We start from the raw sequence: 23,052 nt of genomic DNA, 5'->3' as shown, positions 1-23,052 counted from the left end.
GAGTACGTCATGATCACGAAGGTTTCGCACCAGATCGCCCTCCGAGGTCCCGCCGACATCATCCTGGCCCTCTCGGTCTCCAGGAACCTGCACGCGCCCATCCCGGCGCCCCGCGAGCCCGAGCCGGCCTCCCGCACGCCCCGGTCGGCACCGCGTGCACCCGAAGTGGCCGTGACGTTCCCGGAGCTGATGGGCCTGCGCACCGCCCCCGTCCGCACCCACCGCCGCAAGGTCCCCCTGAACCGCCTGACCGCGGTCCGAGCCTGACCACGACAGTGGCTCCGCCCGACCACGGCACCGGCAGTGGGCCCCGCCCGGCTACGGCATCTGGAGTGGGGCGGACCCGACCACGACACCGGCAGCGGGCCACACCCGACCACGGCACCGGCAGTGGGCCGCGCCGGGCTCACGGCGGTGGGGCTCGCGGCCCGCCGGTCGTGGCAGGGCCCGCCGGTCGTGGCAGGCTGAGAGAAACCCCTTCATCCCACCCACCCACCCACCCACACACCCGCACCCCGAGGAATCGCGAGCGATGAGCCCCGCCGAAGGCGACCGTGACCCCCAGCGCATCCTGATCGTCGACGACGAGCCGGCGGTACGCGAGGCGCTCCAGCGCAGCCTCGCGTTCGACGGGTACGACACGGAGGTGGCCGTCGACGGCGCGGACGCGCTGGAGAAGGCCACCGTCTACAAGCCCGACCTGGTCGTCCTGGACATCCAGATGCCCCGTATGGACGGCCTGACGGCGGCCCGCCGCATCCGCGGCGCCGGCGACACCACCCCGATCCTCATGCTCACGGCCCGCGACACGGTGGGCGACCGGGTGACCGGACTCGACGCGGGCGCCGACGACTACCTGGTCAAGCCCTTCGAACTGGACGAACTCTTCGCCCGGATCCGCGCCCTGCTGCGCCGCAGCTCGTACGCGGCCGCGGTGTCGGCCGCGGCCCAGGAGGACGAGGCGCTGACCTTCGGCGACCTGCGCATGGACCTCGCGACCCGCGAGGTCACCCGGGGCGGCCGCCAGGTCGAACTGACCCGTACGGAGTTCACCCTGCTGGAGATGTTCATGGCGCACCCGCGCCAGGTCCTCACCCGCGAGCAGATCCTGAAGGCAGTCTGGGGCTTCGACTTCGAGCCGAGCTCGAACTCCCTGGACGTCTACGTCATGTACCTGCGCCGCAAGACCGAGGCCGGCGGCGAGCCGCGCCTCGTGCACACCGTGCGGGGCGTGGGGTACGTCCTGCGCCAGGGCGGCGCCGAGTGAGCAAGCTGGTACGGCGGTACCGCGCACTGCCCATCCGGGCCCGGCTGGCGATGCTGGTCGCGGCGGCGGTGGCGTTCGCGGTGGCGGCGGTCTCGGTGACGTGCTGGTTCATCGTGCAGGGGAAACTGTACGACCTGGTCGACAAGGATCTGCAGAACTCGTCGCAGCATCCCGTGCGCGCCGGACAGGTGCTCGACCTGCTGGCGGCCTGCCCGCAGAAGCCGACGGACTCCTCCAACGCCTGGCCGGGCCGCACCACCCTCTACTCGCAGTTGATCAAGGCGGACGGCACGGCCTGTGTCTCGCAGGACTCCCCGGGCGTGGTGAGGACCACCCCGGCCGACCGGGCGATCGTCGGGCGCGACACCAGCCAGGGCGGCATTCTCCGCAACGGCACGGACACCAACGGGAACCCGGTCCGGGTGCTCACCATGCCGCTCGTGGTCGGCACGGACACCGGGCTCCAGTCGTATCCCGGTGCCGCCTGGATGACCGCCGTCCCGCTCGCGAACACCGAGAAGACCCTCAACGACCTCGCGCTCATCCTGCTGCTCGTCTCCGGGATCGGCGTCGTGGGAGCCGGTGCCGCGGGCCTCGCCGTGGCCCGTGCGGGGCTGCGCCCCGTCGACAAGCTCACCGAGGCCGTGGAGCACGTGGCGCGGACCGAGGACCTCGCCGTCCGGATCCCGGTGGAGGACGACAGCGAGGACGAGATCGCCCGCCTCTCCCGCTCCTTCAACTCGATGACCACCGCGCTGGCCGGCTCCCGCGACCTCCAGCAGCAGCTGATCGCCGACGCCGGCCATGAACTCCGTACGCCTCTGACGTCGTTGCGGACGAACATCGAACTCCTCACCCGCAGCGAGGAGACCGGCCGGCCCATCCCGCCGGAGGACCGCAAGGCCCTGCTCGCCTCGGTGAAGGCCCAGATGACCGAACTGGCCTCGCTGATCGGCGACTTGCAGGAACTGTCCCGCTCGGAGGGGCAGCAGGGCGAGCGCGTCCAGGTGGTGTCGTTCCAGGAGACGGTCGAGGCGGCGCTGCGCCGCGCCCGGCTGCGCGGCCCGGAGCTGACGATCACGGCGGACCTGGAGCCCTGGTACGTACGGGCGGAGCCCACCGCGCTGGAGCGGGCGGTCGTCAACATCCTCGACAACGCGGTGAAGTTCAGCCCCGGCAGCGGCACGGTCGAGGTGCGGCTGAGCGAGGGCGTCCTGACCGTCCGCGACCACGGTCCCGGCGTCCCCGAGGACGAACTCCCGCACGTCTTCGACCGCTTCTGGCGCTCCCCCAGTGCCCGCGCCCTGCCGGGCTCCGGCCTCGGCCTGTCGATCGTGGCCCGCACGGTCCGGCAGGCGGGCGGCGAGGTCACCCTGTCCCCCGCGAACGGCGGCGGCACGGTGGCGACGGTACGACTGCCGGGCGCGCCGACACCGCCGCCGGAGACACCGGAGGCGGCCGCCGGGACGCCGGCCGGCTGAGCCGGAGCCGCCCGGCTCAGCCGGGCTTCGGCAGGGTGCGCAGGCGCTGGATCTGGGTGCGGCTCAGGTCGTTCGCGCGGCGCATATGGCGGGTGATCGCCTTCAGCTCGTCCTCGCTGTGGTCGTCGAGCAGGGTCTGCCAGGTGCGGCCCAGCTCGTCCCAGACCGCGGCGACGCGCGCGAGGCGCTCCGGCACCGGTGTGACCAGCACCCGGCGGCGGTCCCGCGCGTCCGGCGTACGGGCCACATAGCCGCCGCGTTCGAGCCGGTCCACCAGCCGGGTGGCCGAGCCCGTGGTGAGGCCGGTCAGGTCGGCGATCTGCCGGACGGTGAGCGGCTCGGGCTCGACGGTCAGCAGGCTCAGCGCCTGTACGTCGGTGGGGTGCAGGCCCAGGTGGTCGGCGACGGCCTGGTTGAACAGCACGAACGCCGCGTGGTAGCGGCGCGATTCCGTCGCCAGCTCCTCGTACAGCCGGGCCCGGTGCGGGTCGGTCATGGGGCTCGCCTCCAAAAATCACTGCGCGACGCAGCGAAACTCGCGCTACCGTCTTTCCTGCGCGACGCAGTTAATGCGTCACGCAGGCATCATCCACTCTACGCGCCCACCTGGGGGACACCCATGCTCACCGTCGCCGTCACCGGCGCCACCGGCGCCCAGGGCGGAGCCACCGCCCGTGCTCTGCGGGCCGCCGGCCACCACGTCCGCGCCCTGACCCGCCGCCCCGACTCGGCGGCCGCCGACGCCCTGCGCGCCCTCGGCGCCGAGATCCGCCACGCCGACTTCGACGACCGCGCCTCCCTCGACGCGGCCCTGACCGGCGCGGACGCGCTCTTCGCGGTCACGACCCCCTTCGGCACCGACACGGCGACCGAGGTCCGGCAGGGCAGAACCCTCGTCGACGCCGCCGCGGCCGCCCGCCTCGGGCACGTCGTCCTCACCTCCGCCGCCCACGCCGACCGCGGCACCGGCATCCCGCACTACGACAGCAAGTACGAGATCGAGCGGCACCTGCGCGCCTCCGGCGTGCCCTGGACGGTGATCGCCCCGGCCGCCTTCATGGACAACTACACCGCCGACTGGACCCTGGCCGGACTGCGCGAGGGCGCCTTCGGCTGGCCCATGCCCGCGGACCGGCCCTTCGCCCTGATCCCCGCCGCGGACATCGGCGCGTTCGCCGCGCTGGCCTTCGGCCGCCGGAAGGAATTCACGGGCCGTCGTATCGACATCGCCTCGGACACCCGCACCGCGGCCGAGATCGCGGCCGCCCTCACCACCGCCACGGGCCATCCGATCACCCACCACGAGGTCGCCCTCGACCACGTCCGCACCCACTCCGCGGACCTGGCGGCCATGTTCGCGTACTTCACCACCACAGGCCTCGACGTCGACGCCCCTGCTCTGCGCCGGGCATATCCGGAGGTCGGCTGGACGACCTTCGCGGAGTGGGCGGCTGGGAAGGACTGGGGGACGTTGCTGGGTCAGTAGTGGCCGAGCATGCCGGGGGAATCGATATCGACGGTGAGGATTCCGGGCGGGTAATCCGGCTCGCGGCCGGTCAGGATGATCGACATGCCATCACCCGTCTCCAGGTGCGGTGTCGCGACGTACAGGGCGTGGCAGATGTCGGGGCCGCCCCAGCCATCGCGGTACATCGCGCCCACCGTCGCAGCCGCTGCCTGGCCGAGCGGATCGACCATGACACCGGCGAGCCGCAACACATCACTGGCCGCCCCCTTCTCCTCCGCCTCCGCGTGCATGAGGCAGAGCGCAGGGATGTGCAGCCAGTCACCCGGAGTGTGGGCGACGTTGTCCGCCAGGTGGTGCAGCGCCCGATGTCCCTTCGTCAGGGCGACGACAGCGCTCGTATCGAGGATGATCAAGCGGCCATGCCCTTCTGCGCGTGCATCTTCTCGGCCGCCATCGCATAGATGTTGGCCAGCACGTTCGGTCCCGCGTCGAGTTCCTCGTCGGACAGCGTGCAGCCCATACGCTCACGCAGAACCTCTCGCGTGGCGGCCACCCGCTCGGCGATCTGCGCGGCCGTGAGTTCCCGCTCCGCCAGATTCTCCACCAGCTGCCCCAGGGTCAGCCCCCGCTCCTTGGCCACCTGGGCGAGATGGTCACGGGCCTGCCGAGAGACCTGGATGGTCGTGTTGTCAGCCATATCCACACCATAGACATCTCACGGCCTCACCTGGAACGGTATGCCGCCGCTTCACCGGATCGTGGCAACCCGCCCCCGCGCTGGGGGACTGGACCCCGTCGGCATCCTGAAGCGTCAGCCCCGCTTGAGGTCCTCCGTCAGTCGCTTCAGCCTTCCCCAGGCGCCGGCGTCCGTGCCGTCGCCCAGCGGGTAGTGCAGGGCACGCCCCAGGTGCAGCGGCTCCGGGCCGGCCGGCGGGTGTTCGGCGCGCCGACGCCCGACCGCGTCCGTCTCGGCTCCGCCGAGCGTGAACGCCACCGGTACGGGCGGTGCCTCGATGCGTGCCGGCACCATCAGGTCCCGGCGGGCGGCACGCAGTGAGGTCAGCAGGGTGACCAGGCCATGCTCGGCGTCGAGCGCCTCGGCAAGTGATGCGATCGCGTCGAGCGGCGGCTGCTCGTCACAGCCGTAGCCGAGCCCCAGGGTGATCTCCTCCTCCACTCCCGCCGGGGTGCGCCGTACGCGGACCGTGGCCAAGCCCGGGCGTTCGGGGTCCCCGACGGCGATCAGCAAGGTGGGCCTCGGCGCACGAGCCCTGGCGAGTTCGGTGATCTGCCGCGTGGACCAGGGCAGATTGACCGGTTCGGCGGTACTCCAGCCGGCGGGCGGGGCGCCGGTCAGGTGGCGCCAGACGGCCTCCAGGGCGCGTCCGAGGACAAGGGTCGCGGTCGGCCGGTGCCGGGTGCGCACAGCGAGCAGGAGCTGGCGGTCACCGGTGTCGGCGGCCGTCGCGAAGGGCGCGGCCACCGAGGCCGCGCCGTGCTCGTTCCGAACGGGGCTGAAGGTGCCGCCCTGCCATTGGAGTACGGCGCCGGACAGCCCGTCGTAGCAGCCGTGCTCCGGATCCTGGATCACCCACCGGTTCGGCAGACCGCGCAGGGCGGTGCGGGTGGGCAGGGTCAGCCGCGCCGTGGGCGGGGTGACGATCTGCAGACTACGGTCGGCGTCCGAAGCGGTCCGGAAGGCGTCCGACAGCCAGCTGGTCAGCGCGACCACCGGCCTGTCCTGGATGACGACGGCAGTCGCCTCCGTGAGAACGTCGACCGCCGGGGCTTCGGTGAGCGGGACGGGGATCGCGGTCATGTCCGTGGTGAGGGGCACGACCTCGGTCGTGGCGGCCTTTGGGGGCCAGACCTCCCCGCCCAGGACGGTGGCCAGGCGTCCGGCGAAGGAACCTGCGAGCCGGCCGGCCTCGGCGATCGCGGCGGAGGCGCGTGCCTCCGTCCACCACACCGGTCCGCCGGGCGCCGCGCACCGCAGGAGTCGCTCGATCTCGCCGGGCACATGGACCAGGACCGGTGCCTCCACGGAGACAAGGGGCCGTCCGTCCGGTGAGCACAGCTGGACGACGGCACCGTCACGCGCACCGTTCACGCCGAGACCGGGGCCGCCCGCGAAGAGACCCGCCAACAACGTGCGCAGGTCAGGCATCTTGGGGGTGAGCGCGATGACGTCTTTCGTCACGGGTGTCTCTTCCGATGTCTCCGAACGGAGACGGACTCCAGGAGCCGGCAGTCGTGGTCGTGAGGGGTCATGTGGGGAATTCGCCGAGCCAGCTGCGCTTCAGCAGGTGCTCGGGCAGATACTCGGACTCGACCTCGATGGGACGGCCGGCGTCGTAGGCGAGGCAAGTGATCGCGAGTACCGCGAGCGGGATGTCACCGCCTCCCGACTCCTCGCGCTCGGGATCAGCTGTCCAGTACTCCTTGTGAAGCTCAAGCGCCTGCACCAGGGCCTCGTTGAACTTCACGGGATCCCGGCTGATGAAGCGGTAGAAGAGGTTGATCGGCGGATAGAGAACCTTCAGCATCATTTCGCGGTCGATGACCCGCAGCCGGTCGGGATCGGTCCCGTCGAAGGCCGCGGTCAGCTTCTCACCGAGCCCGGGCCGCTCCAGCCAGTACGTCTGAAGAGTCTCCACCCAGTCGTAGATGTACTCCTCGAAGACCGCGCCCGAGGCACGGAGGGTCTCGATCGGCACCTGGCAGAGCTGGGTCATCCGGTCCTGATCACGGCAGACGACCGCCAGCCAGAAGGCCTCCAGCCAGGTGCCGGCGTCAGTGAAGTGCTTCGGGCCGCCGGCCGGAATGGAGCGGATCTTGTGGGCGATCAGGTGCTCGACCGTGGATCCCTCAGGAGCCGTGGCGGAGGCGAAGAGAGCCGAGCCGACCTGCATGGCCATGACCCAGGCCTCCCAGGTTTCCAGGAGCTCGGCCTTGGGGTCGTCCAGGCATAGCATGAATCCCCGGGACTGAGCCCGGTGAAATATCATGCCGAAACGCTCCGGATAACCTTCAAGATCTTCGACGTCCTTGACGGTTCGCGCATTGAGCTCCTGCCGAAACCTGTCCAGATCCGGGTGACCACTTGCATTCGGCGGGCGCGAAACACGCGTCGGCATGGGGGTCCTCACTTCTTGATGTCGAACTGGTACATCTCGTAGCCAGCGTACTTAGCCCCGTCGGACTTTGCCTTGACGAGGACGTAGTCGACGTTGTCGTGCTTCAAGGCTGTATCCAGGTCTTCCGCCAGCTTGCGCTCTGCCTCGGCCGCCTCGAAGTGCCCCTTCCTTTCGTTTCTTTCCGCTCTCAGCTCCATCTCGTCGAGGATGGTCTGGAAGTACTCCCGCGTCCCCTGCTTCACCAACCGCCCGCTGACGCCCTTGCGCACCCCGAGCTTGGCTTCCGTCGACCCCTTCGCCTCCACCACGACAAAACGTCCATCGTGCGTCTTGTAGATCTGGTCGAACCGGTTGTTTCCGAACGCCCTGTCGTCCACTCGTTCCGCGCCAGGGTAGTGCTCGGGTATCGCCTGGTGTTCCGCAACATCCTCACCGAACAGCTCACTCTGCCGGTTGGCATCCCCGTGCAGAGGTGAGTGCTTCGCGTCCGCCTTGTCCATCGCGTCGGCCAACTCCTGTGTCGGGTCGGCCGCATACGCCTTCTCCGCCTGCTTCAGTTCAGCCTCGGCGGCCTTGTCGGCCTTGATGGCCTTGTCCCGAACGGAGGCCTGCTCATCCAGGTGATGCAGCGCCTCGGGGCGCACGTCCGAGCGCCCGCCCCGGACGGGGTCATTGTGGAGGTAGTGCTCCCTGATCGCCGGCGGCATATCGCTCTTCGCGATCCATCTCCCCGGGTGGAACGGGTCGGGCACAATCTGCGGCACGGCCTGGCCGTAACCGCCCTCAGCCGTTGTCGAACGCCGGTAGCCGTTGGACCGGTAGTGCTTCTTGAACCACTTCGGGTCGTTGTTGGCCCGCTCGACCTGCTTGCGCATGATCTCGCGCTCGGCGTCGAGGGGATCTCGGCCACCACCCGATCCGCCTCCGTGGTGAGAGCCACCGCCATGCCCCTCGGGGGACCCGGTGTGCGAAGACGGCACGTGGCCCACGTCAGCACCACCGAGCGCCGTATGTCCGGCGCCTCGACCACCGACCTCGACGAGTTCCCGTTCCGGTACGGACGCATGCCCGTTCGTGGCCCCCGCGGCTCCGGATCGTTCCTGCGCAGGAGGCACGGCGACTACGTGCCCGTCCTTGTCGTAAGCGATGAACTTGCCGTCCTGGATGACGACCTTGGAGCCGTCCCCCAGTTCGATCACACTGTGGACGCGTCCCACGTCGACCGAGGCGTCCACGTCGGCCAGGACTCTCGACGTCACCTCGGAGACCTTGGGCAGCGAGCGCACGACCCGGCCGGTCACCTTCAGCCCGGCTGACACAGGGTCGACCACCTCGCCGACCTTCGCCACGACACCGAGCCCCTTGGCCAGCGAACCGAATCTGCCCGCCTTTGCAGCGGCACCTGCGGGGCCCGCACCGAGGGTGAGGGCGTTGAAGAACACTGTCGCCGAGGCTCTGGCGGGGTTCTCCTTCCACTCGTCCCACGCCACGAAGGACTTGGCGAACTCCTTCGTGTACACCTTGCTGCCCTGGGCGTAGTCCGAGGCGTAGAAGCCGGTCGGCTTTTTTCCGTCGGCCTCGTGGAGATACGTATCTGCGCCGATCAGTACCCGACCCAGACCGGTCCAGGAGTCCTTGAAGGCCTGCGCCCCGTTGAGGTGTGCCATGGAGAGGATGCCGTCGACGCTGCCCGCGATGTTGTCGACGATCAGCCCGTCCCAGACAAAGCTTTTGAAATAGTAGTTGAAGTCGTGCGGATCCCACAGGTCATGGTGTTGGGTCACCGCGGTGCCCCAGGGCAGCTTCTTGGCGTGATCCAGTACGTCGGCGCTGTAGCCGTAGAGTTCGGCGCCCCGCGGCACGTGCTGCTTCGGGCCGGTGTTCATGACGAACTGGGTGCCGCCGACGAGCGCGGTGATGGTGTCGGCGCAGCTGATCTCAGCCGCTGTGAACGCGGCCTGTGCCACCGCCACGTCGTGCATCAGGGCCTGATGCTCTTCGACCTTGTCCGCGTCCTTGTTCCAGCTCTTGTCGAATTCCCCGGTACTGGTCTTCAGCCCGGCGACGAACGAGGTCGCCTTGCTCTTCAGGTGTTCGAGCCGCTTGGCGATGGGCGCGACTTCGACGGCGTAGGACGCCAGAGCGTCGGCGACCTTCTCGACCTTGTCCGCGAACGCGTCGGCGGCATCCCGCGCCGGTGCCGTGGAGGCGAACAGGTCCTCTGCTTCCGGCGCCTCGTAGAAGGCCGAGAGCCCCTGGAACTGCCGGTGGGCCTCCCCACCGGCCTCTCGTATGCCCCCGCCTCATGCCGCAGGGCTCGGACGTGCTCCTCCAACTGCCCCAGGTCGCCGGTGAAAAGCGGAATCGACTCCGGCTCGATCACGGACGATCCGCCTTCCAGCCCGCCGACCCCGCCGTCCACCCGTCCGGCATGTCCGGCTCGACCAGGCCGGCCGTCCGTCGCTGTGTCTCGGCCGCCATTTCGACGTCACCGGCCTCGTACGCCATGGTGGCCTCCACCGCCCCGCCGACCGACTTGCCGACGCGTACGCCGATGAACCGCACATCGTCCGCAGTACCTTGGACGAACTCCGCGAGGGCAGCCGCCACCAGCCCTGCCTGCCCCTTGTGCTCTCCGCTCGCCCCGCCCGGTGCCAGCGTCCCGGCCGAGGTCGCCGCACCCTGCACGTCAGTGGAGTACGCCTCGACCATGCCTTCCAGGGCATTCATGACGTCACCCACGCGGGAGACCACCCCGGCGACGCCGGACGGTGATATGTCCCAGCCCTTCAACGCACCCCCCGCGTCACTGCCCATAACTCACACATGCTCGAACATGATCTCGCACAACGGATCGAGGGTGCGACGACGTCGAGGTGCGATGGCTGGTTCCTGTCTGTCGACCGCCATGGTTCCGGCGACCTTGTCATGCAGACACCGCTGCTACGGCTTGTCCCAGTAGCACCACAGCGGGTTGAGGAAGGGGAGTACCGGCACGAAGGCCGCGACCAGCCGATACTGCGGGCCCTCGTGGTGAGTCGACACCTTCAGCAGGCGCTCTGGACCGCCGCCGCCACGAACGCTGTCCACGCCGATGCCGTGAGGACGAGCGCGGTGCCGTCGGGGGTCTTGCTGTCGCGGACCGGGACGACACCGGGGTAGCCGTCGGCGACTTCGACGCAGTTCGTGCCGCCCCCGTCGCTGTAGCTCGACTTGCGCCAGGCGGCGGTGCCGGGATCGAAGATCACGCCGTCTCCTTCGCGCCGCGCACGAAGGCGTCCCAGGACGTCGCCGAGAAGATCAGCGGGTGGGCGGAGGGAACCTTGCTGTCGCGGACGGGGACGATGCCGGGGTAGCCGTCGGCGACCTCGACGCAGTCATTGTCTCCCCCTTCGCTGTAGCTCGACTTGCGCCACACGGCGGTGCTGAGATCGGGGGTGCGCGTCATGATCTGTGCTCCTCCAGTACGTCCCTGATGAACGCGAGCGAGTCTGACGGGGACAGCGCCAGGTCGCGGAGCCGATCGTAGGACAGCCGCTGCCGCAGGACTTCGTCCGGATCCTCGATCAGCCGGCTGCAACCGTTGCCCTCCTTGTAGGCAACGGCACTTCCGTCCCTCTGCCAGAGCAGCGTCAGCGACCCGTTCATATGGTGGTGCGCTCCCGCCGAGAACGGCAGTACTTGGAGCGTCACGTTGGGCCACAGCGCGGCGGCCTCAAGATGGAGCAGTTGGTCGTGCCAGGTCTTGCCCCAGGCAGCGGGACGGCGGAGTGCGAACTCGTCCATGGCGATCCGAACCTCGGGCTCCGGCTTCTGCCTCAGCAGGTACTGCCGCCCGAGCCGTGCGGCCACTTGCTCCTCGACGGCCTCGTCACCGTCAGCCGTTGTCTGGACTCCAGACAACACCCCACGGGCGAAGTCCTCGGTCTGCAGAAGCCCTGGAATCCCCGGCGAGAACTTCCACATGATCCGCGCAGTCGCCTCCAGCCCCATGAACTCCTTGTACTGGTCCTTGAACGCGTCCAGCCGAGTCGCTTTCCAGAGGCAGACCAGCAGGTCACCGGTGCCGTAATACCCGTCCAGGTCCTCCATGACGGTCGCCTTGGACAGCCGCTCCCCGGACTCCAAGCGGCTCAAGTAGCCCTTGTCGTACCCGGTCTCGTCGGCCGGCTGCCCCAGTGACTTCCCGGCCTTCTCGCGCAGCACCCGCAGCGTCTGCCCCAGCATGGCCCGCCCGGAAACCGGCTTCGCGTCAACGTCTTCGTCCACGTCACCCCTCCCCGTTGCCTGGCGCCCCAGGCAACACCGAACCTCTTCCGCAGCGTACGCCGCAGCTGTGACGATCAGGGCACGAACGGTAATCACCGCTCGCCAACTCCCCTGCCGCTCAAGGAGCTTCGACGTGCGCGCACGTATCGCCGGAGTCATCGAATCGCTGCTGCTTCTGCTCATCCGGGCCCTGCCGCCCGCCCGGGGCCGCCGTCGCGCGTTCCCGGCCCAACTGCCGGACGCGGACCCGCCATTGATCACACGCCCCGTCCGCCGCCGCGACACCGAAGCGCACCTCTACTGGTACGACACTCCCCTCGTACGCCCGTACCTCCACGAAGTGGAGGTGTTCGTGTGAGTGACGGACTCCGCCTCCTGCCGTGGAGCACCCCGGAGGGCAAGCCCTGCTACCTCAGCACCGACAGCGACCACAGCCGCCTCTCCCTCCTCGCCGATGACGTGGAGGCAGCCCAGCTCGCCTCCGGAGAACAGGTACTCGCGGGAGCGACGGCCGTACTGGAGGACCCCAAGGCGGGTGAGTGGGCGGTGCGTTTCGCGCTCACCGGAGCGACCGAGTCGCTGAGGGACGTCCTCCGCATCGCGGTCGCCCGATCGGGTGCTCGACAGTCTGAGGGGTGCCACCTTGACCGCTCTCGCACATGAGAGGCCCGAGACCATGTCCGAGGCTCCGGCTGAATCCCAGAACGTACCCGACCTGGACGAGGTCCTGTGGCTGGCGTGGAAGGCCATGGAACTCCCCGAGGGCTACCGCGCCGAGATCATTGAGGGAGCCATCGAGGTGTCGCCCACCGGTCGCCTTTCCCACTGGGCGTAGCCGCTTCAGCTGTCTCCCTCGTCGTGGAAGTGGCCTCCCCCGGCCACCGCAACCTGGAACGCGACCGCATGCGAAAGCGCCGCGAGTACGCCCGCGCCGGCATCCCCGTCTACGTGCTCATCGACGACTACGACGGTCAGGGCTCCGTCACCCTTTTCACCGTTCCCCGTCCCGACAAGGCCGACTGGGAGGACATTCACCGCGTCCCCTACGGCACCGAGATCACCAGCCCCGAAGGTCCCGCCAAGGGATTCGTCATCGGTGAGGCCATCACCGGGCCCAAGCGGAAGTGAGCGCAGAGCGGCTCCGTAGGCTTGAGCCCATGCCGGAAGACTCTCCTCTGATCCACAGCCTGCGTACGGCCGTCGCCGCCGCGCCCGCCGATGTGCCGCTCCGACTGCATCTGGCCGAACTCCTCCTGAACGAGGGCCAGTCGGAGGCCGCGGTCGCCGAGGCGGCCGTCGCCCTGCAGCACGCGCCGGGGGACGCGCAGGCGCGACAGCTCATGGCCCGCGCCATGGGAGTGCCCCAGCAGCCGGCCCCCGCCGCACCAGAGACCCTCGCTGCGCCGGAGACCCCCGCCGCGCCGGAGGCCCCCTCGGCCTCGCAGCCCGCCCCGGCCCAGCGGCCCGCCCCGCCCGCGCAGCGCCCCGGTTTCGACTGGAACGCCGCCGAACAGCAGGTCGGTGACGTCGTACCGCCGCGGTTCGTCGAGGCGGGGGCACCGATGCGGGCGGACGGGGACGACGATCCCGGGGACGCCGAGGCCTGGGACGTCGAGCGGCCCGGGGGGCTGCGGCTCGCCGACGTCGGTGGGATGCATGAGGTGAAGGACCGGCTGGAGGCCGCCTTTCTCGCGCCCCTGCGCAATCCCGAGCTGCAGAAGCTGTACGGGAAGAGCCTGCGGGGCGGGCTGCTGCTGTACGGGCCGCCCGGCTGCGGGAAGACCTTCATCGCGCGGGCCGTCGCCGGGGAACTCGGGGCGTCCTTCCTGTCCGTGTCGGTCAGCGACGTGCTCGACATGTGGACCGGCAACTCCGAGCGCAACATGCACGAGATCTTCCAGACCGCCCGTCGGCAGGCGCCCTGTGTCGTCTTCCTCGACGAGCTGGACGCCCTCGGCGCCAAGCGCAGCCGCACCCTGCACGGCGGCATGCGCAACACCGTCAATCAGCTGCTGACCGAGCTGGACGGGATCGACTCGGGCGCGAACGAGGGCGTGTTCGTGCTCGCCGCCACCAACGTGCCCTGGGACGTCGACAACGCGCTGCGCCGGCCGGGGCGCCTGGACCGCACCCTGCTCGTGCTGCCGCCCGACGCACCGGCCCGTGAGGCGATCCTCCGCTACCACCTGCGGGACCGGCCCATCGAGAACATCGACCTGGGCAAGCTCGCCAAGGCCACCGACGGTCTCTCCGGCGCCGATCTGGCCCATGTGTGCGAGGCCGCCGCCGAGCGGGCGCTGCTCGACTCCGCCCGGTCCGGCACCGTGCGCATGATCGGCATGAAGGATCTGCTGGGAGCGGCGAAAGAGGTCGCACCGTCCACCGAGCCGTGGTTCGCCGCCGCCCGGAACGTGGCGATGTTCGCCAACGAGGGCGGCATGTACGACGACCTCATCGCCTATCTGAAGAAGCGGCGGAAGCTGTGAGCACCGGAACGCACCCCGCTCTGGAGCGGGCCGACGCGCTGTACGAGCTGCGGCGGTACGACGAGGCCAGGACGGTGCTCGGACAGCGGCTCGCGGAGGATCCCGAGGACGTCCGCGCCCTGGTCCGGCTCGCCCGCTGCCATCTTCGCCTGGAGAACCAGGCGGAGATGGCACTGGAGGCGGCCGAGCGCGCCCTCGCGCTCGCCCCCGAGGACGTCCCCGCGCTCATCCAGCGCGCACACGCCCTCAGGGCCGTGGGCCGCTTCCCGGAGACCGAGGGCGTCCTGCGGGAGGTCATCCGTATCGACCCCGGGTACTGGCTGGGATACGCGATGCTCGGCGACTGGCTGTGGCGGATCAAGGCCTATCGGTACGGGCGGGAGACCGGCGGTCGGCTCCCCGGAGGCATCCCGCAGGTCTTTCTCGATGAATCGGGTGAATTCGCCAAGGAGGCCATACGCCTGGCGCCCGAGGAGGTCTTCCCCTACGAGGTGGCGTGGCTGATCGCCGACATGGCGGGCAACCGTACCGTCGCCGACCAGCTGGACCAGGCCATCCTCCGCCTCGACCCGAACCACGCGGGGGCGCTGGCCCGGCGGACCGAGAAGGCCGCCGCCGCACCCGGCGTCAAGGCCGCCGAGGCCGCCACCCTCTACGCCGACGCGCTCGCCGCCTCCCCGCACTCGGCGTCCCTCCAGCAGGGCCTGGACCACGCCTCGTACCGGCTGCTGCGCGGGGTGCGCTGGATCGCCCTGCTCAGTCTGGCGCTCGCCGGTGTGCTGCTCGACCTGTGGACCAAGGACGGGCAGGTTCCGCGCGAGCTCCCCGTCTCCCTCGGTCAGCGGCTGTGGTACTTCGCACCGGTCGGCGCCCTCTGGGCCGTCGGCGCGCTGCTGCGCTACCGCCGGCTGCGGACCGGCGTCCGCTACAACCTCCGCTCCCTGATCCACCGCCGCCGCTGGCCCCGGATCGTCCTCGGCCAGGCCGCCTGGGCCGTGCTGTGCGCGCTGGTCATCAGCCAGGTGCCGTGGTCCGAGCGGACGGTGCCGCGGATCGTCTTCTGGGTGGGGCTGGTGCCGACGCTGGCGACGATCTGGTTCGACCGGAAGAAGACCACCTGAGACCGCCCGAGTGTGCCGTCACCATCTGAGGATCAGCGTGTCCTCGCCCTTCGGCGGCGGCGGTGCCGCTGGAAGAAGTACGGGGGCAGGTCCTGGACATGGGCATCGGCAACTCCTTTCCACAGCTGTGGACACGGCCGGGCGGAGCCACCGGTGCGACCACGCGACAACCGGTGACCCCGCCCCACGACGGTCTGACTCAGCGCCTGCCTTGGCGCTTGCCTCAGCCCTTGTCCCCGACCGGGTGGCGCCGCGACGGGGGCGAGCTTGTGGAAAGACATGGAATTCCCCTCCCTGATTCTTGTTTTATACCCAGCCGGCTTTTATTCGCTTTCGACATGGAAAACATTACGGCACCCGGGAGCCGAAAGAAGCGAATTCCGATGAGACCTCAATTAAAGAGCGCTGTGCGCAATTCACAGGGTTTTTGCGGAACCACGGCGCCATTCACATAGGTTTTACGGGGCGCCTGCCGTAGGCTCTACGCATGAGCAGCGACGACACCGTACGGGCCTTCCCCGCCCGCTCCATCGAGACCCACTCCGCGCTCACCGCCGACCGGGCCGAGGCCGTGCTGGCCCTGCTCGCCGAGGCCGCCGGGGTCGACGGACAGCAGCCGGTGTCCGAGCAGGGCCGGCTGCAACTGCGCGGAGGGACCCGCGAGGGCGTCTCGCATCTGCTGCTGACCATCGGCGCCGAACTCGTCGGGTATGCCCAACTGGAGGACACCGACCCGGTGGAGGCGCCGGCCGCCGAACTCGTCGTCCACCCCGCGCACCGTGGACACGGGCACGGCCGGGCGCTCGGCGCGGCGCTGCTCGCCGCCTCCGGCAAGCGGCTGCGCGTGTGGGCGCACGGCGGGCATCCGGCCGCCCGGCATCTCGCCCAGGTGCTCGGCCTGACGCTGTTCCGCGAACTGCGGCAGATGCGGCGGCCGTTGACCAACCTGGAGCTGCCCGACCCGGTGCTGCCGGAGGGCGTGACCGTGCGCACCTTCGTGCCCGGCAAGGACGACGCGGCCTGGCTCGCGGTCAACGCGGCCGCCTTCGCCCACCACCCGGAGCAGGGCTCGCTGACCCAGCGGGACCTCGACGACCGCAAGGCCGAGCCGTGGTTCGACCCGGCCGGGTTCTTCCTCGCCGAGCGGCGCGGGGAGTTGATCGGCTTCCACTGGACCAAGGCGCATGTCGAGGAGGGCCTCGGCGAGGTGTACGTCCTCGGTGTGCGGCCCGGTGAGCAGGGCGGCGGCCTGGGCAAGTCCCTCACCACGATCGGGCTCCGCCATCTGGCCGCCGAACAGCTCCCGACCGCGATGCTCTACGTCGACGCCGACAACCAGGCGGCCGTGTCGGTGTACGAACGGCTGGGATTCAGCACGTACGAGACGGACCTGATGTACCGCACGGAGACGTGAGGGCCGCGTTTCACAGCCGCGGCCGCCGACCGCGCTCCGCCCCCGCGGGGGTCACCCGCGCCCGCACGACCGGCTGCCGCACGGCCAGCGGGCGTACGACCGGCTGCCGCGCGACCCGCTACCGCACGACCAACTGAGCGGCCGGCGCGGCGGAGGTGCCGTGCGCTCCTCGCCCGCCTCGGCTATCAACTCCCGCAAGCGCATGCGCTGTTCGGGGGCGAGGCCGGCGGCCGGTTCAGCCCCGTCGCTTCTCGTCCAGCTCACGTCTCCTCATCGCACCGGCACCGTCGACCGGCTCACGGAAACGGTGCACGGAAGCCGCGCTTGACTTCCGGGCCACCCCTGAACCACCCTTTCACTACTCAATTAGTGAAAGGGTGGTTCACGCGTGGTCGAGTACCGCATCGACCGGCACAGCGGGGTCGCCACTTACGTCCAGATCGTCCAGCAGACCAAACAGGCCCTGCGCCTCGGCCTGCTGTGCCCCGGCGACAAGCTGCCCACGGCCCGTGAGGTCGTGGAAGCCACCGCGATCAACCCCAACACCGTCCTGAAGGCCTACCGGGAGCTGGAGCGGGAGGGCCTGGTGGAGGCGCGCCGGGGCCTCGGGACCTTCGTGCGGCGGGCGCTCGGCACCACCCCGGTCGACTCCCCCCTCCGTGCCGAGCTGGAGGAGTGGGCCGCACGGGCCCGCTCGGCCGGCCTGGACCGGGACGACGCCGCCGCGCTCTTCACTGCCGTACTCGACACCCACTTCCAGGGAGAACGTTCATGAGCGACACGGCGATCGAGGCGAGCGGCCTCGGCAGACGCTTCGGGCGCCGGGGAGGCTGGGCGCTGCGCGACTGTTCCTTCCGGCTGCCCGCCGGGCGGGTGTGCGCCGTCGTCGGGCCCAACGGCGCCGGCAAGTCGACGCTGCTGGCCCTCGCCGCCGGACTGCTCCCGGCCACCGAGGGCCGGATCAGGGTGCTCGGCACCAGCCCGGCCGCGGCCCGCCCGCGGGTCGGCTTCGTCACCCAGGACAAGCCGCTCTACCCGCAGCTCACGGTCGCCGAGACCCTGCGCCTGGGCGCCGACCTCAACCCCGGGTACTGGGACGCGGCCGTCGCCGAGCACGTCGTCGAAGTCGGCGGCCTGGACCCGAAGGCCCGCGTCCGCTCCCTCTCCGGCGGTCAGCGCACCCGGGTCGCGCTCGCGCTCGCCCTCGGCAAGCGGCCCGCCCTGCTGCTCCTGGACGAGCCGATGGCCGACCTCGACCCCCTGGCCCGGCACGAGCTGATGGGCGCGCTGATGGCGGAGGCCGCCCAGTACGGCACCACGATCGTGATGTCCTCGCACGTGGTCGCCGAGCTGGAGGACTCCTGCGACCATCTGCTGCTGGTCGGCGCCGGCCGGATCCGGCTGGCCGGCGAGATCGACGACCTGCTCGCCGCCCATCTGCGGGTCTCCGGCGCCGCCGACTCCACGGACCTCGACGCGCACGCCGTGATCGAGTCCCGGGTCACCGGCCGCCAGCGCACCGCCCTGATCCGCCCGGCCGGACCGCTCCCCGCCGGCTGGCGCGCCTCGCCGCCCTCCCTGGAGGAACTGGTCCTCGCCCACCTGCGCAATCCCGAGGCCCCCGGCCTCACCACCGCCCCGGCCGTCCCCGAGGAGAGTGCCGCGTGACCACCGCTCCGACCGTCCTGCGGCCCCGCACGGCCCGCTGGCTGCTGCGCCTGCACCGCCCCGCGCTGTACGGCTTCGCCGGCCTGGTGATCGCGCTGACCGCCGTGCAGATCGCCCTGGCCGGCCCGCTCGCCGACGCGGCGGCCGAGGCCTGGCGGCAGTTCGACGCCTGCACCTCGGGGATGTGCAGCTACGACCAGGCCGCGATCCTGCGCTACAAGGACTACTACGACTACGCCACCTACGCCCTGGACGCGCTGCCCTTCCTGGTGGCCGCCTGGGCCGGTGCCGCGCTGACCGGCCGGGAGCTGGAGACGGGCACCGCCGGGCTGAACTGGTCCCAGGGCATCTCCCCGGCGCGCTGGCTCACCGTCCGGCTGGCCGTCCCGGCGGTCCTCGCGACCATCGGCGGCTGCCTGCTGTTCTGGCTGCACCACCGGGCCTGGGCGGCGGGCCGGGGGCGCATCGACACCGCCAAGGACTGGTGCGACCTGGCCACCTTCCACGCCAACGGCCCCACCGTCGCCGCCCTCGCCCTCGCCGGGCTCGCGGCCGGCGCCCTCGCGGGCCTGCTGTTGCGCCGTACGCTGCCCGCGCTGGTCCTCGGTGTGGTGTTCACCGGCGCCGTCGCCTGGCTGGCCCAGCGGCTGATGCCGCACCTGTGGCCCACGGTCACCCAGGTCACCTCGCTCCAGCAGGGCGGCGTCGGCTCCGCCATCGTGGTCGAGCAGGGTCTGGTGGCCAAGTCCGGCGGCCACCTGCCGCTGCCGCACTGCTACAGCGAGGCCACGTGCAACGCCGCCTTCGCGAAGGCCTCCGGCTACTACAACGTCTACCACCCCTACGCCCACTACTGGCCGCTCCAGCTCATGACCACGGCGCTGATCCTGGGCGTCACGGGGCTGCTGGTGCTCGGCTGCTACCTGGTCCTGCGCCGCCAGACCGGCGCGCTACGGTCGGCCGCACCGGCCACGGCGCGGCTACGGGTGGAGCCGGCCGCAGCCGCCTAGGGGCGCGGGGCTCTGTTCGATATGCGGCTCACCCGCGTGGGCGGCGCCGGCCACGACGCCCCCGCAGCCGGAAACGGCTCCCGGAATCCGTAACTTTCGCGATGTAGACCTCCGGGAGCCGCCCCCCGCTATCCCGCACGTCATGTCTCCGTAACCATTGATTCAGCCAAGCTTGCGACGCTCGGCCAATGAAGCCCGCCGTGCCAGAGCCTTCGCCGCCCCCCGAGGGGCCCGCGCTGAACGGGGCCGTGACGCTCCCGCCCGCACGTTCCGACGCGCCCGTCACCCCCGCGGCGCGGAAGAATGGACTCATGAGCCAGCAAGACGCCCAGGCACCTGTCCAGCACGCGCAGCCTCCCGTGGGGTCCATCGCCGCGCACCGCCCCCACACGGTGGCCGCCACGGTCTCCGACCTGGAACCCGACATCGACGCGGACCTCGACGGGTACGAGGAAGCGCAGGGAGAGGGTACGCCCCTGCCCCAGGGCCGGTTCCTCGACCGGGAGCGCAGCTGGCTCGGCTTCAACGAGCGCGTCCTGGAGCTGGCCGAGGACCCGAACACCCCGCTGCTGGAGCGCGCGAACTTCCTCGCGATCTTCGCCAGCAACCTGGACGAGTTCTTCATGGTCCGGGTCGCCGGACTGAAGCGCCGTATCGCCACCGGTGTCGCGACCCGCTCCGCCTCCGGGCTGCAGCCCCGCGAGGTGCTGGAGATGATCTGGGCCCGCTCGCGCGAGCTGATGGCCCGGCACGCCGCCTGCTACCACGAGGACGTCGCCCCCGCACTCGCGGAGGAGGGCATACAGCTGGTCCGCTGGAACGAGCTGAGCGACAAGGAGCAGGCCCGCCTGTTCACCCTGTTCCGGCACCAGATCTTCCCGGTCCTCACCCCGCTGGCCGTCGACCCCGCCCACCCCTTCCCGTACATTTCCGGCCTCTCCCTGAACCTGGCCGTCGTCGTACGCAACCCGGTCAGCGGCCACAAGCACTTCGCGCGCGTGAAGGTGCCGCCGCTGCTGTCCCGCTTCCTGGAGAGCAGCCCCGGCCGGTACGTCCCCATCGAGGACGTCATCGCCGCGCACCTCGAAGAGCTGTTCCCGGGCATGGAGGTCCTGGAGCACCACACCTTCCGGCTCACCCGCAACGAGGACCTGGAGGTCGAGGAGGACGACGCCGAGAACCTGCTCCAGGCCCTGGAGAAGGAGCTCATGCGGCGCCGCTTCGGCCCGCCGGTGCGCCTGGAGGTCGAGGAGTCCATCGACCGCGAGGTCCTCGACCTGCTGGTCCGCGAGCTGAAGATCTCCGAGGCCGAGGTGTACCCGCTGCCCGGCCCGCTGGACCTCACCGGCCTGTTCCGCATCCACCACCTGGACCGGCCGGAGCTGAAGTACCCGAAGTTCATCGCGGGCACCCACCGCGACCTGGCCGAGGTCGAGTCGGCGTCGGCACCGGACATCTTCGCCGCCCTGCGCCAGCGGGACGTGCTCCTGCACCACCCGTACGACTCCTTCTCGACGTCCGTGCAGGCCTTCATCGAGCAGGCGGCCGAGGACCCGGACGTCCTCGCGATCAAGCAGACCCTGTACCGGACCTCCGGCGACTCCCCGATAGTCAACGCGCTCATAGACGCCGCCGAGGCCGGCAAGCAGGTCCTCGTCCTGGTCGAGATCAAGGCCCGCTTCGACGAGCACGCCAACATCAAGTGGGCGAAGAAGCTGGAGGAGGCCGGCTGCCACGTCGTCTACGGCCTCGTCGGCCTGAAGACGCACTGCAAGCTGTCCCTGGTGGTCCGCCAGGAGGGCGAGACCCTGCGCCGTTACAGCCATGTCGGCACGGGCAACTACCACCCGAAGACCGCCCGGCTGTACGAGGACCTGGGCCTGCTCACGGCCGACCCGCAGGTCGGCGCGGACCTGTCCGACCTGTTCAACCGCCTGTCCGGCTACTCGCGCCGGGAGACCTACCGCCGCCTGCTGGTGGCCCCCAAGTCGCTGCGGGACGGCCTGGTCGCGCGGATCAACAAGGAGGTCCAGCACCACCATGCGGGCCGCCCCGCCTTCGTCCGCGTCAAGGTCAACTCGATGGTCGACGAGGCGGTCATCGACGCGCTCTACCGGGCGTCCCAGGCCGGCGTGCCGGTCGACATCTGGGTGCGGGGCATCTGCGCGATCCGCCCGGGTGTCGCGGGCCTGTCGGAGAACATCCGGGTCCGCTCCATCCTCGGCCGCTTCCTCGAACACTCCCGGGTGTTCGCCTTCGGCAACGGCGGCGAGCCCGAGGTGTGGATCGGCAGCGCCGACATGATGCACCGCAACCTCGACCGCCGGATCGAGGCCCTGGTCCGCGTCGTCGACCCGGCGCACCGGGCGGCGCTGAACCGGCTCCTCGACACCGGCATGTCCGACACGACCTCCTCCTGGCACCTCGGCCCCGACGGCGAGTGGATCCGGCACGCGACCGACGCGGACGGACAGCCCTTGCGCAACGTCCAGGAGATGCTCATAGACGCGCGGAGGCGCCGGCGTGGCACAGCAACACCTTGAACCGACGGACCCCACGGCCGAGGTGGTGACCGGGGACGCCCTGGCGACGTATCTGCGCGCCCAGGCCACGGAGTTCCTCCGCGCCCTGCGTCTGCACCGGGAGAACGGCGCTGCCAACGGGGGCGCCGCCGCGCGTGACCGGTCGAACACGGGGGAGAGCGGCGCGGAGGAGTCCGTCGACGCGGCGCGCGCCCTGCGCCGCTCGGCCCGCCGCATCAGCGGCAGCCTGCACACGTTCCGTCCCCTGCTGGACCCCGACTGGTCCGAGGAGATGCGCCCCGAACTGGCATGGCTCTCCGGCACGTTGGGCCTGGAACACGCCTACGAGGCCCGCCTGGAGCGCCTGCTGCTGGCGTTGCACCGGCTGTCGGGGGCGACGGGGTTCCCCGGTCAGCCGGCGGCGGGCGGCGGCGGCGCGGGCACAGCGGCGGGAGCGGGCGACGTGACGGTCGCCGTGGCCGCGGGCAGCCGTGCCGCCGGGGCGGCGCCCGTCCCGCAGAGAGCGGCACCTCCCGGCGGCGGCACGGCCGGCCCGACGTCCGCACCGGAACGCGGCAACCTCACGGTGGGCGCGGCCAAAGCAGGCGCCCTGCTGGAGCGCCAGCTGACCCTGGCCCGCACAAGGGCCCACTCCACGGCGCTCCAGGCCCTGGGCTCGTCCCGCTTCCACGCCGTCGCCGACAAGGTCGCCGTACTGGCCAGCGAGGTCCCGCTCACGCCCGCCGCGCCGACCACGGACCTGCGCCCCCTGGCAGCCGCTGCGGAGGAACGGCTGACAGACGCCATCGCGGGCCTGCCCCTGATCACCGCGGGCCACCCGTACAACGCGGAGGCCCTGGTCCACGGCCTGTCCCCGGACCCGGCCCCCCACCCCCAGGACGGTCCCTGGCACCAGGTCCGGCTGCTGCTGCGCCTGCACCGGTACGCCCGGGAGGTGCTGTACGCGGGCAACTCCCCTGTGGACGTACGCCTGTTGGCGGCGGGCCAGGCGCTGAACCGGCACCGGGACGCCTCGGAGGCGGCAGCGGCGGCGGCCCAGGCCGCGCGCACCCCCCGCATCGCACCGGCGACGGCGTACGCCCTGGGCGTGCTCCACGCCGATCAGCGGCACGAGGTGGAGGCGGCCAGATTCGCCTTCCAGCAGGCGTGGCAGCAGCAGACCATCAGCGCATCCTGAGGTCCCACGAG

The 23,052-nt window shown here is 70.8% G+C and carries 26 protein-coding genes; 16 read left to right on the top strand and 10 right to left on the bottom strand.

The genetic code is table 11. From position 1 onward, the window contains the following. The first annotated feature begins 9 nt into the window (after positions 1 to 9). The 3 genes from AB5L52_RS23715 (at position 10) to AB5L52_RS23705 (ending at position 2,748) form a co-directional block, all read left to right on the top strand. On the top strand, positions 10 to 267 hold the full coding sequence (locus AB5L52_RS23715; RefSeq protein ID WP_351030853.1) for a hypothetical protein: 258 nt from the start codon (positions 10 to 12) through the stop codon (positions 265 to 267). A gap of 265 nt (positions 268 to 532) precedes the next feature. Continuing rightward, the gene (locus AB5L52_RS23710; RefSeq protein WP_351030855.1) at positions 533 to 1,267 is read left to right on the top strand and encodes a response regulator transcription factor; all 735 of its coding nucleotides are present in this window, start codon (positions 533 to 535) and stop codon (positions 1,265 to 1,267) included. Beyond that, entirely contained in the window at positions 1,264 to 2,748 is a 1,485-nt protein-coding gene (locus AB5L52_RS23705; protein WP_369366042.1) for a sensor histidine kinase, read from the top strand. The genes AB5L52_RS23710 and AB5L52_RS23705 overlap by 4 nt, the downstream gene beginning before the upstream one ends. A gap of 16 nt (positions 2,749 to 2,764) precedes the next feature. Here the strand turns inward: AB5L52_RS23705 and AB5L52_RS23700 are convergent, their stop codons facing one another. Further along, positions 2,765 to 3,244, bottom strand: a complete 480-nt coding sequence (locus tag AB5L52_RS23700) for a MarR family transcriptional regulator (protein ID WP_351030859.1) — start codon at positions 3,242 to 3,244, stop codon at positions 2,765 to 2,767. A 123-nt stretch (positions 3,245 to 3,367) separates the two neighbouring features. On the opposite strand from AB5L52_RS23700, the gene AB5L52_RS23695 reads away from it, so the two are divergent. Then, positions 3,368 to 4,234, top strand: a complete 867-nt coding sequence (locus AB5L52_RS23695) for an NmrA/HSCARG family protein (RefSeq protein WP_351030860.1) — start codon at positions 3,368 to 3,370, stop codon at positions 4,232 to 4,234. Here AB5L52_RS23695 and AB5L52_RS23690 read toward each other — a convergent pair. The 9 genes from AB5L52_RS23690 to AB5L52_RS23650 form a co-directional block, all read right to left on the bottom strand. Next, positions 4,228 to 4,629, bottom strand: a complete 402-nt coding sequence (locus tag AB5L52_RS23690) for a hypothetical protein (RefSeq protein ID WP_351030862.1) — start codon at positions 4,627 to 4,629, stop codon at positions 4,228 to 4,230. The genes AB5L52_RS23695 and AB5L52_RS23690 overlap by 7 nt on opposite strands. Continuing rightward, a complete protein-coding gene (locus tag AB5L52_RS23685) occupies positions 4,626 to 4,913 on the bottom strand; it encodes a hypothetical protein (RefSeq protein WP_351030864.1) in 288 nt (95 codons plus the stop codon). Before AB5L52_RS23685 ends, AB5L52_RS23690 begins: the two co-directional genes overlap by 4 nt. A gap of 114 nt (positions 4,914 to 5,027) precedes the next feature. Then, on the bottom strand, positions 5,028 to 6,416 hold the full coding sequence (locus AB5L52_RS23680) for a DUF6177 family protein (RefSeq protein ID WP_369366040.1): 1,389 nt from the start codon (positions 6,414 to 6,416) through the stop codon (positions 5,028 to 5,030). Positions 6,417 to 6,483: 67 nt separating this feature from the next. Continuing rightward, positions 6,484 to 7,353: an immunity 49 family protein gene (locus tag AB5L52_RS23675; RefSeq protein ID WP_351030868.1), complete on the bottom strand. Its 870-nt coding sequence runs from the start codon at positions 7,351 to 7,353 to the stop codon at positions 6,484 to 6,486. Between the two features lie 8 nt (positions 7,354 to 7,361). Further along, a complete protein-coding gene (locus AB5L52_RS23670; protein WP_369366038.1) occupies positions 7,362 to 9,215 on the bottom strand; it encodes a hypothetical protein in 1,854 nt (617 codons plus the stop codon). A gap of 517 nt (positions 9,216 to 9,732) precedes the next feature. Beyond that, a complete protein-coding gene (locus AB5L52_RS23665; RefSeq protein ID WP_351030872.1) occupies positions 9,733 to 10,170 on the bottom strand; it encodes a DUF6507 family protein in 438 nt (145 codons plus the stop codon). A gap of 230 nt (positions 10,171 to 10,400) precedes the next feature. Continuing rightward, the gene (locus AB5L52_RS23660) at positions 10,401 to 10,601 is read right to left on the bottom strand and encodes a DUF397 domain-containing protein (protein WP_369366035.1); all 201 of its coding nucleotides are present in this window, start codon (positions 10,599 to 10,601) and stop codon (positions 10,401 to 10,403) included. Next, a complete protein-coding gene (locus AB5L52_RS23655; protein WP_369366034.1) occupies positions 10,598 to 10,801 on the bottom strand; it encodes a DUF397 domain-containing protein in 204 nt (67 codons plus the stop codon). The genes AB5L52_RS23660 and AB5L52_RS23655 overlap by 4 nt, the downstream gene beginning before the upstream one ends. Continuing rightward, positions 10,798 to 11,622: a helix-turn-helix domain-containing protein gene (locus tag AB5L52_RS23650; RefSeq protein WP_369366032.1), complete on the bottom strand. Its 825-nt coding sequence runs from the start codon at positions 11,620 to 11,622 to the stop codon at positions 10,798 to 10,800. The genes AB5L52_RS23655 and AB5L52_RS23650 overlap by 4 nt, the downstream gene beginning before the upstream one ends. A 133-nt stretch (positions 11,623 to 11,755) precedes the next feature. Between AB5L52_RS23650 and AB5L52_RS23645 the strand changes: the two genes are divergently transcribed. From AB5L52_RS23645 to AB5L52_RS23590, 12 genes are all read left to right on the top strand, one after another. Further along, the gene (locus AB5L52_RS23645) at positions 11,756 to 11,980 is read left to right on the top strand and encodes a hypothetical protein (protein WP_369366031.1); all 225 of its coding nucleotides are present in this window, start codon (positions 11,756 to 11,758) and stop codon (positions 11,978 to 11,980) included. Further along, a complete protein-coding gene (locus AB5L52_RS23640; protein ID WP_369366029.1) occupies positions 11,977 to 12,285 on the top strand; it encodes a hypothetical protein in 309 nt (102 codons plus the stop codon). Before AB5L52_RS23645 ends, AB5L52_RS23640 begins: the two co-directional genes overlap by 4 nt. 13 nt (positions 12,286 to 12,298) lie before the next feature. Further along, positions 12,299 to 12,457, top strand: a complete 159-nt coding sequence (locus AB5L52_RS23635; RefSeq protein ID WP_351568949.1) for a hypothetical protein — start codon at positions 12,299 to 12,301, stop codon at positions 12,455 to 12,457. Positions 12,458 to 12,480: 23 nt separating this feature from the next. Continuing rightward, positions 12,481 to 12,750, top strand: coding sequence for a Uma2 family endonuclease (locus AB5L52_RS23630; RefSeq protein WP_369366028.1), 270 nt, complete (start codon positions 12,481 to 12,483; stop codon positions 12,748 to 12,750). 29 nt (positions 12,751 to 12,779) lie between these two features. Next, the gene (locus AB5L52_RS23625; RefSeq protein WP_369366026.1) at positions 12,780 to 14,108 is read left to right on the top strand and encodes a 26S protease regulatory subunit; all 1,329 of its coding nucleotides are present in this window, start codon (positions 12,780 to 12,782) and stop codon (positions 14,106 to 14,108) included. Next, positions 14,105 to 15,229, top strand: a complete 1,125-nt coding sequence (locus AB5L52_RS23620; protein ID WP_369366024.1) for a tetratricopeptide repeat protein — start codon at positions 14,105 to 14,107, stop codon at positions 15,227 to 15,229. The genes AB5L52_RS23625 and AB5L52_RS23620 overlap by 4 nt, the downstream gene beginning before the upstream one ends. A gap of 487 nt (positions 15,230 to 15,716) precedes the next feature. After that, positions 15,717 to 16,643, top strand: a complete 927-nt coding sequence (gene mshD, locus AB5L52_RS23615) for a mycothiol synthase (RefSeq protein ID WP_351030894.1) — start codon at positions 15,717 to 15,719, stop codon at positions 16,641 to 16,643. 388 nt (positions 16,644 to 17,031) lie between these two features. Beyond that, a complete protein-coding gene (locus AB5L52_RS23610) occupies positions 17,032 to 17,418 on the top strand; it encodes a GntR family transcriptional regulator (protein WP_351568961.1) in 387 nt (128 codons plus the stop codon). Next, a complete protein-coding gene (locus tag AB5L52_RS23605) occupies positions 17,415 to 18,311 on the top strand; it encodes an ABC transporter ATP-binding protein (protein ID WP_351030896.1) in 897 nt (298 codons plus the stop codon). Before AB5L52_RS23610 ends, AB5L52_RS23605 begins: the two co-directional genes overlap by 4 nt. Further along, complete coding sequence (locus tag AB5L52_RS23600) at positions 18,308 to 19,321, top strand: ABC transporter permease (RefSeq protein WP_351030898.1); 1,014 nt, start codon at positions 18,308 to 18,310, stop codon at positions 19,319 to 19,321. Before AB5L52_RS23605 ends, AB5L52_RS23600 begins: the two co-directional genes overlap by 4 nt. A gap of 188 nt (positions 19,322 to 19,509) precedes the next feature. Then, entirely contained in the window at positions 19,510 to 21,864 is a 2,355-nt protein-coding gene (locus tag AB5L52_RS23595; RefSeq protein WP_351030899.1) for an RNA degradosome polyphosphate kinase, read from the top strand. After that, positions 21,845 to 23,041 (top strand): CHAD domain-containing protein, encoded by a 1,197-nt coding sequence (locus tag AB5L52_RS23590; protein ID WP_369366021.1) that lies wholly within the window; start codon positions 21,845 to 21,847, stop codon positions 23,039 to 23,041. Before AB5L52_RS23595 ends, AB5L52_RS23590 begins: the two co-directional genes overlap by 20 nt. Positions 23,042 to 23,052: the final 11 nt, after the last annotated feature.

Origin of the sequence: Streptomyces sp. CG4 (genome assembly GCF_041080655.1) — a bacterium.
Lineage (GTDB): Bacteria > Actinomycetota > Actinomycetes > Streptomycetales > Streptomycetaceae > Streptomyces.
This window is presented reverse-complemented; position numbering and strand designations above follow the sequence as displayed.

Bases quoted from the DNA above. Each gene is read 5' to 3' on its own strand.
- mshD (WP_351030894.1), top strand. From the start codon at position 15,717: ATGAGCAGCGACGACACCGTACGGGCCTTCCCCGCCCGCTCCATCGAG.
- AB5L52_RS23710 (WP_351030855.1), top strand. From the start codon at position 533: ATGAGCCCCGCCGAAGGCGACCGTGACCCCCAGCGCATCCTGATCGTC.
- AB5L52_RS23595 (WP_351030899.1), top strand. From the start codon at position 19,510: ATGAAGCCCGCCGTGCCAGAGCCTTCGCCGCCCCCCGAGGGGCCCGCG.
- AB5L52_RS23695 (WP_351030860.1), top strand. From the start codon at position 3,368: ATGCTCACCGTCGCCGTCACCGGCGCCACCGGCGCCCAGGGCGGAGCC.
- AB5L52_RS23605 (WP_351030896.1), top strand. From the start codon at position 17,415: ATGAGCGACACGGCGATCGAGGCGAGCGGCCTCGGCAGACGCTTCGGG.
- AB5L52_RS23715 (WP_351030853.1), top strand. From the start codon at position 10: ATGATCACGAAGGTTTCGCACCAGATCGCCCTCCGAGGTCCCGCCGAC.
- AB5L52_RS23700 (WP_351030859.1), bottom strand. From the start codon at position 3,244: ATGACCGACCCGCACCGGGCCCGGCTGTACGAGGAGCTGGCGACGGAA.
- AB5L52_RS23665 (WP_351030872.1), bottom strand. From the start codon at position 10,170: ATGGGCAGTGACGCGGGGGGTGCGTTGAAGGGCTGGGACATATCACCG.
- AB5L52_RS23625 (WP_369366026.1), top strand. From the start codon at position 12,780: ATGCCGGAAGACTCTCCTCTGATCCACAGCCTGCGTACGGCCGTCGCC.
- AB5L52_RS23675 (WP_351030868.1), bottom strand. From the start codon at position 7,353: ATGCCGACGCGTGTTTCGCGCCCGCCGAATGCAAGTGGTCACCCGGAT.
- AB5L52_RS23685 (WP_351030864.1), bottom strand. From the start codon at position 4,913: ATGGCTGACAACACGACCATCCAGGTCTCTCGGCAGGCCCGTGACCAT.
- AB5L52_RS23635 (WP_351568949.1), top strand. From the start codon at position 12,299: ATGTCCGAGGCTCCGGCTGAATCCCAGAACGTACCCGACCTGGACGAG.
- AB5L52_RS23655 (WP_369366034.1), bottom strand. From the start codon at position 10,801: ATGACGCGCACCCCCGATCTCAGCACCGCCGTGTGGCGCAAGTCGAGC.